This window comes from bacterium (assembly GCA_018814885.1).
Taxonomy (GTDB): Bacteria; Krumholzibacteriota; Krumholzibacteriia; order LZORAL124-64-63; family LZORAL124-64-63; genus JAHIYU01.
In genome coordinates, this window is the sequence record JAHIYU010000006.1 from 1 (window position 1) to 13709 (window position 13709).

14 protein-coding genes are annotated in these 13709 nt (G+C 68.3%); 7 read left to right on the plus strand and 7 right to left on the minus strand.

Features of this window, described 5'->3' with window-relative positions; all coding sequences use genetic code 11:
* From KJ554_00305 to KJ554_00315, 3 genes are all read left to right on the plus strand, one after another.
* Positions 1–136 (plus strand): transposase (locus tag KJ554_00305; GenBank protein ID MBU0740771.1); only part of this gene is annotated, 136 nt, incomplete at its 5' end.
* 13 nt (positions 137–149) lie between these two features.
* On the plus strand, positions 150–299 hold the full coding sequence (locus tag KJ554_00310) for a hypothetical protein (protein ID MBU0740772.1): 150 nt from the start codon (positions 150–152) through the stop codon (positions 297–299).
* 126 nt (positions 300–425) lie between these two features.
* Complete coding sequence (locus KJ554_00315; protein MBU0740773.1) at positions 426–926, plus strand: hypothetical protein; 501 nt, start codon at positions 426–428, stop codon at positions 924–926.
* Here the strand turns inward: KJ554_00315 and KJ554_00320 are convergent.
* From KJ554_00320 to KJ554_00340, 5 genes are read right to left on the minus strand one after another with little or no spacing between them, the layout of a single operon-like run.
* Positions 896–1798, minus strand: a complete 903-nt coding sequence (locus KJ554_00320; protein ID MBU0740774.1) for an MBL fold metallo-hydrolase — start codon at positions 1796–1798, stop codon at positions 896–898. The two genes, KJ554_00315 and KJ554_00320, sit on opposite strands and share 31 nt — an antisense overlap.
* 7 nt (positions 1799–1805) lie before the next feature.
* Positions 1806–2267 (minus strand): protein-disulfide reductase DsbD N-terminal domain-containing protein, encoded by a 462-nt coding sequence (locus KJ554_00325; GenBank protein ID MBU0740775.1) that lies wholly within the window; start codon positions 2265–2267, stop codon positions 1806–1808.
* Positions 2252–3190: an HAD-IIB family hydrolase gene (locus KJ554_00330; GenBank protein ID MBU0740776.1), complete on the minus strand. Its 939-nt coding sequence runs from the start codon at positions 3188–3190 to the stop codon at positions 2252–2254. The genes KJ554_00325 and KJ554_00330 overlap by 16 nt, the downstream gene beginning before the upstream one ends.
* A gap of 17 nt (positions 3191–3207) precedes the next feature.
* Positions 3208–3498 (minus strand): acylphosphatase, encoded by a 291-nt coding sequence (locus KJ554_00335; GenBank protein MBU0740777.1) that lies wholly within the window; start codon positions 3496–3498, stop codon positions 3208–3210.
* A gap of 59 nt (positions 3499–3557) precedes the next feature.
* On the minus strand, positions 3558–4361 hold the full coding sequence (locus tag KJ554_00340) for a hypothetical protein (protein MBU0740778.1): 804 nt from the start codon (positions 4359–4361) through the stop codon (positions 3558–3560).
* Between the two features lie 231 nt (positions 4362–4592).
* Here KJ554_00340 and KJ554_00345 point away from each other — a divergent pair, with 231 nt between their 5' ends.
* Entirely contained in the window at positions 4593–7352 is a 2760-nt protein-coding gene (locus tag KJ554_00345; protein MBU0740779.1) for a hypothetical protein, read from the plus strand.
* Between the two features lie 74 nt (positions 7353–7426).
* Here the strand turns inward: KJ554_00345 and KJ554_00350 are convergent, their stop codons facing one another.
* Positions 7427–7987, minus strand: coding sequence for a hypothetical protein (locus KJ554_00350; GenBank protein MBU0740780.1), 561 nt, complete (start codon positions 7985–7987; stop codon positions 7427–7429).
* Positions 7988–8212: 225 nt separating this feature from the next.
* Between KJ554_00350 and KJ554_00355 the strand changes: the two genes are divergently transcribed.
* Both KJ554_00355 and KJ554_00360 read left to right on the plus strand, forming a co-directional pair.
* A complete protein-coding gene (locus tag KJ554_00355) occupies positions 8213–8989 on the plus strand; it encodes a hypothetical protein (protein MBU0740781.1) in 777 nt (258 codons plus the stop codon).
* Between the two features lie 11 nt (positions 8990–9000).
* Positions 9001–11685, plus strand: coding sequence for a S8 family serine peptidase (locus KJ554_00360; GenBank protein ID MBU0740782.1), 2685 nt, complete (start codon positions 9001–9003; stop codon positions 11683–11685).
* A 185-nt stretch (positions 11686–11870) separates the two neighbouring features.
* Here KJ554_00360 and KJ554_00365 read toward each other — a convergent pair whose 3' ends face one another.
* Positions 11871–12854 (minus strand): ornithine cyclodeaminase, encoded by a 984-nt coding sequence (locus KJ554_00365; GenBank protein ID MBU0740783.1) that lies wholly within the window; start codon positions 12852–12854, stop codon positions 11871–11873.
* 201 nt (positions 12855–13055) lie between these two features.
* Between KJ554_00365 and KJ554_00370 the strand changes: the two genes are divergently transcribed.
* Positions 13056–13709, plus strand: a 654-nt coding sequence (locus tag KJ554_00370) for a hypothetical protein (protein MBU0740784.1), incomplete at its 3' end; no start/stop codon positions are given.

Below are 13709 nucleotides of genomic sequence, written 5' to 3' on the forward strand. Positions count from 1 at the left end.
CTCGACCGCCGCCCTGGAGGGAACAAACACCAAAATCAAACTCATGCAGAGGCAAGCCTATGGCTTCCGTGACCCCGAGTTCTTCAAGCTAAAGATCTATGCCCTGCACGAGGCCAACTACGCTTCAGCCGGATGAGCCGGTCTTTTTCGTGCGCGAGATCGACGTCGCCGCCGACCCCGCGGTGGAGGACATGAGGTACCAGCTGGTCGGGCACAGGGAGATCCCCGGTTACGGCAAAGGCAACGAGCACAATTCCTGGAGCGTCATCAAGACCATCTACATGAACAATCCGGAATGACCGGACCGCAGACCCCTGTCTTGCACGATTCTTGTTATGTCATCCGGGAGCGGCTCGCGCCGCTCCCGTAACTCGTTTCTTGCCATTGGAATGAAACAGGTTCGCCGCGCCCGGAGGTCGGTATCCATGCGCACTGTGACCAGCTTCCTGACGGTCATGACGTACACGGCGCTCACGCTCGGCGCCACCGCCGCCTCCGCCGCGCTCGATTGCGTCGCCGCGGTCGAGGTCGAGCTGGACGGCACCTACGTCGGCGACAACACGGGACTGCCCGACAACGTCACCCGGTACGGCTGCAGCGACTGGAACGAAACGGGCGGCGAGGTCGTCCACCACCTCCACCTGGGCGCGCCGCACTTCTTCGCGGTCAGCCTGAGCGGCGCCTGCGATCTCGACCTGGCGGTCCTCGACGCCTGCGACGAGAACCTGGGCTGCATGCAGGTGACCGACGACGGCATCGTCACCTCCGGCGCCCTGGCGGGCGACTTCTACCTCGTGGTCGACGGATACGCGGGCGCGGCCTGCGCCTTCGAGCTCACCCTCGAGGACCTGGGCCTGCCCAACCGGGCGCTGACCTTCGGACAGGTCAAGGCGCTCTACGGCCGCGACCGGTCCAGGGTGAGATAGACCATCGCGGTGAACAGGTCCGGCGGGAAGAAGACCTGGCCCCACTTCTCGTCCAGCCCGGCGGTGGCGCCCGCCGCCTGGACCTCCTCCAGCGACATTCCCGCGGCCTTCAGCGGCGCGGCCGCGGCGCGGAAATCGGCCAGCATCTTCAGGTAGGTCTCCAGGTCCCCGCGCCGGGCGAGCGGTCCGTGGCCGGGGACGATCAAGGTCTCCGCGTCGCAGAGGCCGAGGATCGTCTCGACGGCGGCGATCATGCCGTCGATGCCGCCGCCGCAGGACGTGTCGATGAAGGGGTAGCCGCAGTTGAAGAAGATGTCGCCGGTGTGGATCACGTTGGCCTTGCGGAAGTGCACGACCGCATCGCCGTCCGTATGGGCGCCGCCCGGATGGAAGACGACGATCTGCTCGCCGTTCCAGTACAGAGTCAACGAGTCGGTGAAGGTGATCGCGGGCAGGGCCTTCTCGGGCGAAGGCGGCTGCACGTGTTCCAGCAGCTCGATGCGCTGCTCGACCGCCATGCGCCAGCGCACGTTCTCGTGGGCGACGATCACGGCACCGGCGCCGGCCAGGGCCTCGTTGCCGCCGACGTGGTCGAAATGCCAGTGAGTCGACACCACGCAGGCGGCCGCCGCGCCGGTCCGCGCGCGCACGAAGCCGACCAGCTTGTCCCCCATCTGCTCGTAGTCGGCGTCGACGAGCAGCACGCCGTCGTCACCGGTGCTCATGGCCACGTTGCCGCCGGCGCCGCGGAGCCACCAGAGACCGTCGCGGAGCTCGGTCGCCGAGAACTCGAACTTGTCCCAGTCCTGGGCCCGGACGGCCGGGGCGGCCAGCACGAGCAGGGCGATCGTCGTCAGCACTGCGGTTCTCATGGCGCGTTCACTCCTTGGGCCGCACGGCCACCTCGAACGGGATCCAGGCGGGGGCGAGGCAGGACTTGGCGTCGCAGGCCTGGCATTCCAGCTCGAAGGCCAGGGGCGCGTCGAGCTCGGCCATCAGCACGCCCGTGATGGTCAGCTCCTCCTTGCCGGCCAGCAGCGTGACCGTTTCTCCCAGGAACTTGCCCCTGTGCCCGGCGGGATAGTCCACCGCGACTGCGGCCAGGGGCACGGTGTCCAGGCCAGTGACGGAGATGCCGTAGTAGACCGTGTCGCCGTGGGCGTAGAGATGCCAGCCCTTGTCGATGTCGATGCCGACGGTGATGCTGACCGTCTCGCCGACGTCGGCGCTCACGGCGGCCGGCGCCCTGACGGACACGACCGAGGACGAATCGCGCATGCCCTGTCCCACCGCGGCGATCGCGGCGAGCAGCAGGACGGCGGTTATCAGGACGGGGCGCATGGATTTCCTCCCGGATTGTCGCCAGACTCCTGCCGCGCGGCGCCCCGTACCGGATAGAGGCCCGCGGCGATCTCCTCGAGCACGACCGCCGCACCCTGTTCGGCCACGTGCGGCGCGACGCGGTCCGCCGCGCTCCGCACCTCGTCCGGCGCGTTGCCCATGGCCACACGATGACCGGCGGCCGCGAACATATCAAGGTCGTTGTAGTTGTCGCCGATGGCCACGATGCGCTCCCGCGGCACGCCCCGCGCATCCGCCAGCAGCGCGAGGCCGCTGCCCTTGGTGCAATCCGCCCGGTACACCTCGAGCCAGAGGTATTCGTCCCGGGCCAGCAGGGTTTCCGTCCTGACGATCTGCACCGCGTCGCCGAGGTCCCGCCGGATGGCCGCGTCGAGCTCCCGCACCTTGTCGGCCAAATCGATGGTGCCGATCTCCAGGGCCGCCGGCGGCAGATGCCCGAGCAGGTCGTCGACCTCGCGCACCGCCCCCACCTTCTCGCCGCGCCGCCGCAGATAGCGGTCCAGTACGCCGTTGGGCGGCTGGCGCTCGATGGTCACGCCGCCGCCGGCGTCGTCCTCGGTGAACATCAGCGGCATGACCTCGTGGGCGCGGAACAGCTCCACCAGGCGACGCAGGATGTCGCGCGGCAGGCCGGCCGCGCGCAGGACGCGCCCCCGCCCGCCGTCGATGACCATGGCGCCGTTGAGCAGGATCTGCGGCACGCCGTCCAGCGCGCCGGCCGCGGACGCGATCACGTGGGCGGCCGAGCGACGGTTGCGGCCGGTGCAGAGGGCGAACAGGTGGCCCGCGTCGCGGACGCCCGCGATCGCCGCGCACACCCGCGGATCCACCACGTCCTCGAACTCGGTGTTCAGCAGCGTGCCGTCCACATCGACCGCCACCAGCAGCTTGCCGTCGTCCAAGAATCCGCCTCCGGACGTCATGTCGTGATGTGGAAGTCGTCCCAGCGGCCCGAGGCGCCGCCCCAGCTCAGATGCAGGCGGTCCACCCGGCCGTGGGTCGGCCCGCGCGCGATCACCCCCAGGAACTCGACCAGCGCCTCCTGCTTCCCCTCGGCCCAAACCTCGACGTTCCCATCGCGCAAATTGCGCACCGTGCCGGTCAACCCGCGCCGCGCCGCCGCCTGCTGCACGAACCAGCGGAAGCCGACCCCCTGGACGCGGCCCGCGAGAATCGCGTGAAAGCTGTCGAACGGGTCCTGTTCGCTCATCCGCTCAAACTAACACCGTGGGGGATGACTGTCACCATGGGTCGCTGCGAGCCGGGGGATCAGGGCTGCCGGCTCCACGCCCGCTTCTCGTGCAAGGTGACCAGGCGACGGGCGTAGAGGGCGAGGGCCCTGGCCACGGGCCGGTTGTTGGGCAGCACCTTGTCGCGGCGAAAATCGAACGAGCCGCTCAGAGGCCGCCCCTCGCGCGAGCGGCCCAGGGCCAGACCGTTGAGCCCGTCGTCGCCGGGCACGGGAGCGTCCCGGACGCGCGCCAGCAGGAAGCCCTCCATCCACGTGTCGTCGAGCTTCCCGCCGAGCAGGCGATCGACCAGACCGTCCACGTCGAGCACGACATACCCCTCGCCGAGGACCAGGGCCTTCATGCCGCTCGCCCAGAACCGCACCGTCCGGCCCTGGTCGTCCGGCACGCGCAACATGGCGTCGTGGAGGTCGATCTCCGTGGCCACGACGACATGCGACACGAACAGGGTGCCCGGGTGGTAGCCGAGGATGCTGTACGGCAGGGGCAGCTCGAGATCTCCGTCCAGTTCCAGCCTCACCACGCGGCGCGAAGTCTTGCCGTCGCCCAGCCGCGAGAAGGCGACGACCCTGTCGATGGGCAACTTGGTCGGGCGGCCCGAGGCCGCCACGTAGGCGCTCAGATCGTCGCGGCTCCAGACGCCGAGGGAATCGTTCTCGACGATCCGCGTCACGAACTCGAAGAAGGGATCCCGGATCTCGGGGCCGTCCGCGTAGACGTTCTCCTCGCCCTCGACGAACCGGTCCGTGAACTCGTCAGCGGGGTCCCGGGCGATGGCTCCGACCCCCGAACCTGCAACGAAAGCAGCCGCCAACATGACCATAACGCTATTCCAGAGGTGAAAGGGTCGTCTTTTCGGCGCGCCGCGGCGAGAAAGCGGGCTCTCGTATCTCATTGCAATACCATGCATTACATCACCAGCCACTTCATGGACAAAACTATGGCAAGACGGCGAAGTGTGGACCTATACTTGCCAAGTGATGCCGCCGACGACAGTTCGGAACACCGCATCCTTTTCCCGCATTGTGTCACGTCTTCTGCATGGGAGGAAACCATGAAGATCTCTGCCAAGCTCCTGCTGCTCCTCGCCGCCCTGGCCTTCGCGCTGGCCCTCGGCTGCAGCAGTGACGATCCCGCCGAGCCCGACCCCGATCCGAACCCCGATCCCACGGGCACCACCGCCCTGGTCGGCGACGACGGATCCGAGACCACCGACTTCGACTCCTACGAGCAGGTCTCCCTGTCGCTGGCCGACCTGACACCCAACACGCTCTACACCATCGAGGTGTCGGACCAGACGAAGGCCCTGATCGGCACCTACCAGCTGACCACAGACGCCAACGGCGAGATGGACGCCTCGTCCGTCCTCTACGATCCCGAGCCCGGCACCTACACGGTGAACGTGGTGAACACCGACATCACCTTCGACATCACGGTCGAAGCCCCCGTCAACGTCTTCTACCAGCCCTGTGACGCGACGGGCGCGCACCTGAACAACATCGACGTGGGGAACATTCTCTATCTCTCGGCCGGCAACGGCACCGAGGGCGACGTCGTGCACGTCTACGTGGCACCCAACCGCTACGACTGGGCCTACGGCATGTACCTCTACGACTACACCGAGTCGGTGGAGGAGCTGACCTTCGCGGCCGGCGGCGTGATTCCCCCGACGCCCATCTGGCAGTCGCCCGTGATCGGCGAGGGGACCGCGGCCTACGACGTCGTGATCGACGTCAACCGCAACAACGTCTACGACGCCGGCGACTACCTCGACGGCAAGATCGGCGTGGGCTTCGTGGTGCAGGAAGTCGACGTGGCCAAGGTCCTGATCAACGGCCACGTGGTCGAGCGCCTCTCCTCCGACGTGCGCTACGTCTACCGCGACCTGTTCAACACCGACGAGAACGTCTACGTCTACGTCAACCCGGTGGCCAGGATGCGCAACCTGGGCGGCAACCGCTACGTGAAGTGGTACATCGTGCCCCACCAGGCCACCTGGAACGACCAGGATCCCCTGACCCCCGTCACCACGCCCCTGGGCGACACCGTCCAGTACGGCTGCACAAACGCGGGCCGCCGCCTGATCTGGCCGGCCCCCCTGACCCCGGGCCAGTACGACGTGGTCATCGACGTCGACGGCGACGAGCTCTACGACAAGGGCCAGGACTTCCTCGACGGCTACAGCGGCCCCGGCGACTGGGTCGGTTTCACCGTCCAGGACGAGCCCGACACCAAGGACTGGACCGTCCTGGTCTACGCCGACGGCGAGGGCGGCCTCTCCGGCACGCGCTCCCAGTACGCCAACGAGATCGCCAACGCCATGGACGGCGACACCTACGCCGGCGTGCTCTTCGACGGCGACGACGGCGCTGGCTATGCGGACTGCAAGCGCTACATCTGCACCCCGGGCACCGTGACGGTGGACGCCGACTACGGCGAACTGAACATGGGCCAGGCCCTGACGCTCTACGACTTCCTGATCTGGGGGATCACCAAGTTCCCCGCCGACCGCTACATGATCGTGCTGTCGAACCACGGCGGCAGCTGGTTCAACGAGAGCCACGCCGTGCCCAACGAGCTGGACTACGACGACCCGGCCAAGGCCATCTGCTACGACAACGGCGACGGCCTTAACATGTTCGAGCTCGAGCGGGTCTACCGCGACGTCAAGTCCCTCGTCGGCGGCAAGCTGGACGTGATCTGGTACCAGGGCTGCCTGATGGGCGCCATCGAGGTGGCATCGGTCTCCAAGGAGTACTTCGACTACATGGTCTCCCACGAGACCGTGCGCTACGGCAGCGAGAACGCGGACAAGTTCCCCAACCTGATCGCCGCGATCAACGGGAACCCCAACGCGAGCACCGCCGCGGAGAAGGCCGTGACCGTGGAGACGGCGCCCAGCAGTTCGTTCTGCGCCAGCTACGACCTGAGCGAGTACAACGACGTCGAGCAGGAGATCCGCAACTTCGCGAACGTCGCGCTCGGCCACGACGACTGGGAGATCTTCAAGGGCGAGATCGAGGCCATCCTGGGCACCGTGCGCCGCGTGGCGCCTCCGGGCACCGTCGGCACGCTCGAGCCCTACGAGCAGAACGGCGACCTGATCGACTTCTTCGACAAGGTCTCCGAGGCCACTACCGGCAACATCCCCGCGACCGTACGCGACGCCGCGGATGCCGTCTCTCTCGACGCCGCCTTCCTGGTGGAGGAGACCGCGGGCAACATCGGCGGCGCGGAGGGCCTCTCCGGCGTGGCCATCTGGCTGCCCCGCACGGCCACCGAGTTCAACAACCACGCGGCCGAATACAGCGGTTTCGACTTCACGACCAACACCCGCTGGCTGGAGTTCCTGGCCGAGCTGTACGGCGTGGCCTACCGCATCGAGTTGACCTGGGGCGCGGTACCCACGGACCTGGACTCGCACCTCTACGACGCACAGCAGCCCTTCAACCACCTGGACTACCACAGCGACGGCGAGGGCAACTCCCCCATCCCGGGCACCTCCCTGGACCTGGACGACACCTCCAGCTACGGGCCGGAGAACATTCGCATCTCGTTCCTGACCGACGGTCCCACCGGTCATTATGAGTACTGGGTAGACAACTACTCGAACACCGTGACGACCGAGAACGCGATCGTGAAGGTCTATCGGGGCGGCGACGCCAATCCTTCCAAGACCTACTACCACGTCTACAACGTGGCAGGCATGGAAGGGTGGCACGTCTTCAACATCGATTCGCAGACCGGCATCATCATCGACGTGGACACCGTCGAATCCGAGGTGCCGGACACCAAGATGGTCCGCGACAAGTAGCGCACACCGTGCGACAGGGAAGAGAGGGCGGCCGCCGCGGCGGTCGCCCTCTTCTTCCCCGTAGCGGCGGCGGATCAGTCCGGCATCCCGCTCCCCGCCAGCGCCGCCCCCTCGCCGCAGGGCGTGGTGTGGTCGTTGGCGTAGATGCGGAACGCCAGTCCCTCGGGATCGAAGGGCGCCAGGCGGAAACGCACCGAACGCATGAAGAAGCACTCGCAGACGTCGGTCATGTACTCCCAGATGCGCACCTCGGCCACGCCGCCGGTCACCGCCACCGACGGCCGCACGCGCTCGGTACAACAGTTGATGCTCATGGACAGGATCGTGACCTCCGTCGTGTCGCCGCGGACGGTCACCGTCACCGGGCAGACGCCGCCGGTGGCGGGCTTCTGGATCTCGGGCATGATCTCCGCAGCGCCCACGACCAGCTCCTGCCCCGGGAGCACGTCGGGCATGGGGAAATGCTTCAGGTCGGGATTGGCGTGCGGCGCCTCCCGCGCCGCGATTCCGGAGCCGGCGCCGCTCCCGCCGGCCTCGCCGCCCACGTTCCGGGTGTCCTTGCAGCCGGCGGCCGCCAGGACGGACACCAGCGCCGGCAGCGCCAGGCGGACCAGCATCCTCTTTTCGATGATCATGTTCACTCCCTCCGCTGGACACGCGACGAAGCCGTAGCGGCGACACTCTAACACGGATCCGCCGGGAACGTTCGCCCCATTCGTGCACGCCCATTGTTGACGGCCGGGATGCCACTCCGCTGTGGTATCATTAGATTGATAACAGGGTAGGGTTCCCGCCGCCCGATCCCCCGTATGCGACGCGCATCCAGCCCGCCGGGGCCACGTGCACACAAGGAGTTTCTCATGTCCAAGGAATGCATCCAGCCCGCTGGAGGTATGCGTGGAGCGATCGCGGCGCTGCTGGCGCTGGCCACGACGGTCATGCCGGCCACGGCGGTCGCTCTGACCGCAACCGCCGTCTCGAGCCCGGACACGCTCGACAGCCTCGAGCCCGCGGTCGCGGTCGTCTACCCCGCCGGCGGGGAGATCTTCACGATCACCGAGACCGAATCATTGCAGTGGACCATCGCGGAGCAGAGCTGGAACGGAGCGGCGACGCCCGTCACCGTGCGCATGCTCGACGGCGAGGCGCTGCTGGACGAGCAGACGCTGCTGCCCGATCCCGACGGCACCTACGAGCTGTCCTGGACCGTGACGGGCGTCCCCACCACCCAGGCGCGCGTGGTCGTCGCGGCGGCCGACCGGTTCGGCATGGCCGGCGACGACACCAGCGCCTTCTTCGAGATCCGCGACGGCGGCACGGCCGCGCCGCCGATGCCGTCGGCCGATGCGCTGGGCCCGGTGGCCCCCAACCCCTTCAATCCGAGCACCCGGATCGGCTTCGCACTCATGACCGCGGCGGACATCAGCCTGTCCGTGTACGACATGCGCGGCCGCGAGATCGCGCGGCTGGCGGAAGGGACCTGGCCGGCCGGCGCGCACGACGTCACGTGGCGCGGCCGTGACGACGACGGCGTTCCCGTCGCCAGCGGCGCGTACATCGCGCGTCTGAACATCCGCAACGGCGACGGGTCGTTTCGTCCCGCGAACATGATCACACGCCTGACCCTGGTCCGATGAGGAGGCACGCCATGCGCAAACGACCGACCCGCCGCGGCGGCCTCCCGACCGTCCTCGTGCTGATCGTCCTGATCTCCCTGACCGCCGCGTGCGCCGACGGCGCCGAAGGGCGCGCACGGGCCATACCCGGCACTAACGTCGCCGCGCTGCAGGCCAAGGCCGCCGCGTTCTCGGCCTGGGCCGAGGCCCGGCGCACGCCCCTCTACGAGGATCTGCGCGCGCGCGTCACCGGCCCCCAGGGGGCGCTGAACCGCAACCGCAGCCTGGCGCTGATCGGCATCGACGCCCACGGCCGACCCCTCTTCCTGGGGACGACCAACCTGATCGCCGCCCAGACCGTGAGCCTGGACCACGTGTGGCCCGGAGGCTCCAGCGGCTTCGACCAGGACGGCACGAACGTCGCGGGCGAACTGGCCATGTGGGACGCCGGCGCGGTCATGACGACCCATCAGGAATTCGGCGGCCGCGTCACCGTCGTCGACGCCTCGCCGGACGTGCATTTCCACGCCACCCACGTGGGCGGCATCCTGGTCGCGGCGGGCGTCGATCCCAACGCCAAGGGCATGAGCTTCGCCGCCTACCTGGACAGCTACGACTGGGTCGACGACGAGCTGGAGATGGCGGCCGCGGGCGCGACCGGCCTGCTGATCTCGAACCACAGCTACGCGTTCGTGGCCGGCTGGCTCTGGAACAGTACCGATGGAAACTGGTACTGGTTCGGCGACGTCGACGTCAGCGCGACCGAGGACCCGGGCTTCGGCTTCTACTCGAGCGGCACCCGCGACTGGGACGAGATCGCCTACGACGCCCCCTACTACCTGATCGTCAAGTCCGCCGGCAACGACCGCAACGATTACGGCCCCGCCCCGGAAACCCCGGGCCACTACTACTGGAATCCGGTGCTCGAGGACTGGGAATGGAGCACCGACCTGCGCGACTACGACGGCGAGGCCACCTACGGCTACGACACGCTCCCCTATCGCGGCAACGCCAAGAACATCCTGACCATCGGCGCCGTGGACGACATCCCCGGCGGCTGGACCCAGCCGTCCGACGTGGTCATGAGCTCGTTCAGCAGCTGGGGCCCCGCCGACGACGGCCGCATCAAGCCGGACATCGTGGCCAACGGCATCGAGCTGTACAGCACCTACATCGAATCGGACACCAGCTACGAGAGCTTCAGCGGCACGTCCATGTCCGGGCCCAACGCCGCCGGCGCCATCCACGCCCTGGCGCAGCATTACCGCGACACCCACGCCGCGCAGACCGCCCTGTCGTCCACCCTCAAGGCCGTGGTGATCCACACCGCGGACGAGGCCGGCAGCAACGACGGACCCGACTACCGGCACGGCTGGGGACTTCTCAACGCGCTGTCCGCGGCCGAGGCCATCGACGGCGACGCCGTTTTCGCGCAGCGCATCACCGAGGAATCGCTGTCCCAGGGCGAGCGCGACACGCTCGTCCTGTGGAGCGACGGCAACGAACCCGTGGTCGCGACGCTCTGCTGGACCGATCCTCCCGGCACGCCACCCGCGTGGTCGCTCGATCCGACCGACGCCATGCTCGTCAACGACCTCGACCTACGCATCGAGCGGGCGAGCGACGCCTTCGTGCACGAGCCCTGGATCCTCAATCCCGCCGGCTACACCGTCGCCGCCATGACCGGCGACAACTTCCGTGACAACGCGGAGAAGATCGAGGTGGGCGTGCCCCAGAGCGGGCCGTACCGGGTGATCGTCTCGCACAAGGGAACCCTGGCGAATGGGTCGCAGACCTACTCGCTGGTCCTCAGCGGACTGGGCGCCGCGCCCCAGCCCCCGGTCGCGTCAAACGTGGTCTTCGCCCAGCGCACCGACGGCTCGGGCATCGTGGACATCACCTACGACCTGGCCGATCCCGACAGCCCGGCGCTCACGGTCTCCATGCAGGCCTCTGCCGACGGCGGCGGGACATGGGGGCTGGCGACCTGGACCAAGTATGGCGACGTGGGCGACGGTGTCACGCCAGGCACCGGCAAGTCCATCCAGTGGGACTTCGCCGCGGATCATCCGGGACAGTTCATCGGCGAGGCGATGATCCGCATCACCGCTGCTGACGCGCCCCTGATCGTCGTGCTGGGCTCGTCCACGGCCGCCGGCGCGGGCGCGACATCCGAGGAATTTTCCTGGGCCGGACTCTACTTCTCCTACCTACAGGGACGGAATCCGGCGGCGGCCGTCGTCAACCTGGCCGCGGCCGGCTATTCGACTTACCAGATCCTGCCCACCGGCCATGACATACCGCCGGACCGGCCCACGCCCGACCCGAGCAAGAACATCACCGCGGCGCTGACCTACGAACCCTGGGCGATCATCGTCAACCTGCCCAGCAACGACGTGGCCTACGGCTTCAGCACCGCCGAGCAGATGGCCAACTACGAAACGGTCGACACGCTGGCCGCGGCGGGCGGTGTGCAGATCTGGTTCTCCACGGCCCAGCCCCGCAATTTCCCCACCCAGGCCCAGCGCGATCAGCTCTTCGCCATGACCGACACCACGCTCGCGGTCTACGGCGACCACGCCATCGACTTCTGGAACGGGCTCGTCGATCCCGAGGGCATGATCCTGCCGCAATACGACGCAGGCGACGGCATCCACCCGAACGATGAGGGCCATGCGCTGCTGTACTCGCGCGTGGTCGATGCGGAAATCTGGTAACGGATCCGGGTGGGCGCCGGGGATCCCGGCGATCGGCAAGGCCCGCCCCCTCCGGCCGCGACGACGCAGGCCGACCGTCCCCGAGCGGCTGTCGTCCTTGCCCTCTCGGCACCGAGGAAGACCAGATCGCCAAGCGCACGATCCCGCTGGATTGACCGCCACCAGCCCGGAGTCGCGAATCTGGCTCAGAGTTCCACGTCCTGCCCCACGCCCGCAGCCCGGGCGGCCGCGTAGACCACCCGCGCCGAGGACACGTCCTGGATCGCCAGGCCGCAGGACTTGAAGACGGTGATCTCCTCGTCGTTCTCGCGGCCGGGCTTCGCACCGACGACGATCTCGCCCAGGCTGGCGTGGATGTGTTCCTCGGTGACGGCGCCCTCGGCGATGGGAATCAGGATGTCGCCGGCCTCGGCGAGATTGGCCTCTTTCAGGTCGGCCACGAACTTGGCGCGGACGATGGTCCGGGTGTCCAGCTCGCGGGCGCCCGGCGAATGGGAGCCGATGTTGTTGACGTGGGTGCCGGGACGCAGCCAGTCGCCGTCGAAGACAGGCACGGGGGAGCTGCTGGCGGTGACGACGATGTCCGCCGCCTTGACCGCGGCCTCGGCGTCCTCGGCGGCCTCGATCGCCACGCCGAGCAGGGCCCCCATCTCGGACACGAAGGCGTCGCGGGTGCCGGTCACCGTGTCCAGCACGTAGATCTTCTCCAGGGGCCGCACCAGGTGCACGGCCTCGAGCTGCTTGCGGGCCTGCCCCCCCGCGCCGAAGATCGTGCAGACCTTGCTGTCCTCCCGGGCCAGGTACCGGGTGGCCACGCCGCTGGCGGCGCCGGTGCGCACGGCGGTGAGGTAGCCGGCATCCATGATGGCGATCGTCCGGCCCGAGGTCGGATCGCAGAGCAGCAGGGTGCCGAAGATGGTCGGCAAGCCCTTGCCCGGATTGTCGGGATAGACGGTCACGACCTTCAGGCCGAGCACCTCGTCGTCGCCGCCGATGTGGGCGGGCATGCCCAGGAACAGGCCCTTGTGCCCGGGCACCGAGATGACCGTTCGCTGGGGCATGTCGGCGTTGCCGCGGGCCAGCTCGCTGAAGGCCGTCTCCACCGCGGCCAGGCAGGCGTCCATCGACAGCACGGCTTCGACGTCTTTGCGGGATAGCAGCAGGGGCATGGAGATCCTCCGGGGCTGGGGGCTGGGGCTGGGGCTGGGCTCGCGCGCCCGCCCACTCTATACCAGCCGCGCGGCGCTTCCAACGACAAAGGGCGCGCGGCGCCGTCCCGGGCGCGTAAGATTCCCGTGCCGCGCAAACAGATGTGCTAGAATCAATCATGACTTATCAGTTCCAGTCGGATCCGAGCGAGGGAGACCATCATGACCATCCGAGCCCAGTTCGCCCTGACCTGCGCGCTGCTCCTGCTGGCCGCGTCCGCGCCGGCCGCCACCTGTTTTCTCCCGGACGACGGCAGCGGCACGGTGCAGCTGCCCCCCGCCTGCCCCGAAGGGTACGCCGGCCAGATGGTGATCATCGACGGCCTGCCGCCCGGCACCACCATCGAGATCGACGCCACGCTGACCGACTACTACAACGTGGTCACCTTCTTGGGCGGCTCCCTCGGCGGCGAGGTGCAGCAGTTCGACGCCACCCTGTACTGGGTACTCACCGGCACGGGAGATCTGACCGGCTACACGCGCAGCATGGCCGTCCCGGTGGCCTGCGAAGTGCATACCGGCCCGCGCACGCCCGGCGACCCGGTCCAGACCTTCGACCAGACCACGTTCTACCTGCAGGGGGAGCTCTACGGCGATCCGGACTTCTGCGAGCTGATCGTCATCGCCGGCGACGGTTTCGGACTGCCCTGCCCCGGACAGTGCACCTTGACGCAGCTGCCCAGCGGCGACTTCGCCGTCGACAGCTTCTTCGACATCACCTACCAGATCCAGTTCGCGGGCTGCCCCGGCAGCCCCCTGGACGGCCTGTCGGGTGCGACCACCGACACCAAGCGCTTCCAGGCCGGCGAGCCGTAC

What these genes read in the sequence shown, in the direction of transcription:
- KJ554_00315 (MBU0740773.1), top strand. Translation starts at nt 426, where the DNA reads ATGCGCACTGTGACCAGCTTCCTGACGGTCATGACGTACACGGCGCTC.
- KJ554_00320 (MBU0740774.1), bottom strand. Translation starts at nt 1,798, where the DNA reads ATGAGAACCGCAGTGCTGACGACGATCGCCCTGCTCGTGCTGGCCGCC.
- KJ554_00325 (MBU0740775.1), bottom strand. Translation starts at nt 2,267, where the DNA reads ATGCGCCCCGTCCTGATAACCGCCGTCCTGCTGCTCGCCGCGATCGCC.
- KJ554_00335 (MBU0740777.1), bottom strand. Translation starts at nt 3,498, where the DNA reads ATGAGCGAACAGGACCCGTTCGACAGCTTTCACGCGATTCTCGCGGGC.
- KJ554_00340 (MBU0740778.1), bottom strand. Translation starts at nt 4,361, where the DNA reads ATGGTCATGTTGGCGGCTGCTTTCGTTGCAGGTTCGGGGGTCGGAGCC.
- KJ554_00345 (MBU0740779.1), top strand. Translation starts at nt 4,593, where the DNA reads ATGAAGATCTCTGCCAAGCTCCTGCTGCTCCTCGCCGCCCTGGCCTTC.
- KJ554_00350 (MBU0740780.1), bottom strand. Translation starts at nt 7,987, where the DNA reads ATGATCATCGAAAAGAGGATGCTGGTCCGCCTGGCGCTGCCGGCGCTG.
- KJ554_00355 (MBU0740781.1), top strand. Translation starts at nt 8,213, where the DNA reads ATGTCCAAGGAATGCATCCAGCCCGCTGGAGGTATGCGTGGAGCGATC.
- KJ554_00360 (MBU0740782.1), top strand. Translation starts at nt 9,001, where the DNA reads ATGCGCAAACGACCGACCCGCCGCGGCGGCCTCCCGACCGTCCTCGTG.
- KJ554_00365 (MBU0740783.1), bottom strand. Translation starts at nt 12,854, where the DNA reads ATGCCCCTGCTGCTATCCCGCAAAGACGTCGAAGCCGTGCTGTCGATG.